The following is a 1,750-nucleotide window of genomic DNA, read 5'->3' on the forward strand; positions in this document are numbered from 1 at the left end:
AATTCTTCAATGTTTGGCGCAAATAATTGGCGTTTTGCAACATCTTAGATCGACGCAATTTACCTTCATCTGACTCAATGATTCTAATAGATTCAAGTACAACAGATGCTTGGACTGGTGAGATTGCAGTTGAGAACGTCAAAGGACAACTTCCATATCGGAGTGCGAGTTTGAGTGCTGGATGGTTTGATGCCACAAATCCGCCATTAGATGCAAAAGTCTTCGAGAAACTACCCATTAATAAGTCAACTTTTCCGAGTAGTCCTTGTGTCTCCAGATGTCCGCGTCCTGTTGCGCCCAAACAGCCTAAATCGTGGGCAGCATCTACCAGTAATAACGCATCATATTTTCGAGCTAGTTCTTGGTGTGCGACTAAATCTGGGGTATCTGAATCCATCGAGAAAAGTGACTCGGTGACGACTAATATCCCCGCTTCTGGTTTTTCCGCTCTGACTCGTTTGAGGCGACGCTCTAATCCGGCTAATGATAAATGAGGAAATACATATACATTCTTGGTTGCGGCTCTCGCTCCTTCCACCAATGAGGCATGGGCGAGTGCATCGATGATCACGCAATCATCCTGCTTAATTAAGCCTCGGATGACACCATAAGCCGCAGCCCAACCCGTTGGAAAAATCACACCTTCTTGCATTCCTACAAACTCTGCTAGTTTTTTTTCTAGTGCTATTGATGGGGTTGTATTACCCATCAATGCGGGAGATCCGGCGGAATGAAAGCCATATCGATCGACTGCCATCTTAGCAGCTTCTTTGATGCTGGGATGGCTTCCCAATGATAAATAATCTTGACTTGCCATGTTGATACCATGTATTATTTTCCCATTTCTATCCTGGGCTTGGCACTCTGTCAAAATCGCGCCGTTACTTCCTTTTGAATATGGATCTAAACCAAATTTGTAGCGGGCATCATGCCAGTCTGTATGCGATTGGAATCTGTCTAATATTTTCTTACCCGAAACATTCAGGTAATTGGCGACAGAGCCGCCAAGAATATATTCGTTAAGTTCTTTAGTGGTAGTTGAAGTCATAAAATTATATTTTTATTTATTTGCGATACAGCCAATCGTATAAAGATTGCGTGTCAGGAAATTTTCCAATTAAATCGGGTGTGAGCTGCAATAGTTGTTGTCTTGATATTTGAGATTCATTAACTAGCTCTTCTATAACTAGCCGATCTCGCTGCGGCAAATTCAAGGGAATGACTGAATTCTTCACACCATTTTCAAGATCTCTTTCATTGCCTCTATCATCAAATAAAGAGTAATGAAAAATATCATACTTTCTATGCTGTCGAGAAATATCACCTCCAGGGACACCACTAACCTCAATAGGTGCCAGAAGATCGATCGGATAAGTTAATAACGGTCGATCAAGTGCATTATTGGGTAGCATTAAATCATCTCTTAGTTCGACTCCAGCGGCTTTTGCTTTTTGAAGCATGAAATTTAAAGTAATGTTAGTTCTATCTCTATTAGGTCGATTTCCGAAAGATGAATTTCCGCCTATATCACCATGCCCGCCTCTAAACCAAACCTCTAAAACATTCTCTCCATAAACCCGATCTAGTCCAAATCCTGGAGCATTTAGATCTAATGACATTGCGTGAAAAGCATTCTCAACATTACTAGGCAGATCTTTTTTGAAAAAGAGTTCATTATCATTTAATGGATTGCCGAATGATGCCACAGTATCAAAAAGTCCTATGAATCTTATCTTTGGTGGCTCAGAAA

General features: G+C 41.1%; 2 protein-coding genes. Both read right to left on the reverse strand.

The genetic code is table 11. The features are described from left to right. On the reverse strand, positions 1-1,048 hold a 1,048-nt coding region (locus tag RMO55_RS11745; protein ID WP_310426737.1), incomplete at its 3' end, for an aminotransferase class I/II-fold pyridoxal phosphate-dependent enzyme. 16 nt (positions 1,049-1,064) lie between these two features. Next, the coding region (locus RMO55_RS11750; RefSeq protein ID WP_310426740.1) for a DUF2235 domain-containing protein at positions 1,065-1,750 on the reverse strand (686 nt) is incomplete at its 5' end.

The sequence above is a fragment of the Chamaesiphon sp. VAR_48_metabat_135_sub genome (assembly GCF_031418915.1).
GTDB lineage: Bacteria > Cyanobacteriota > Cyanobacteriia > Cyanobacteriales > Chamaesiphonaceae > Chamaesiphon.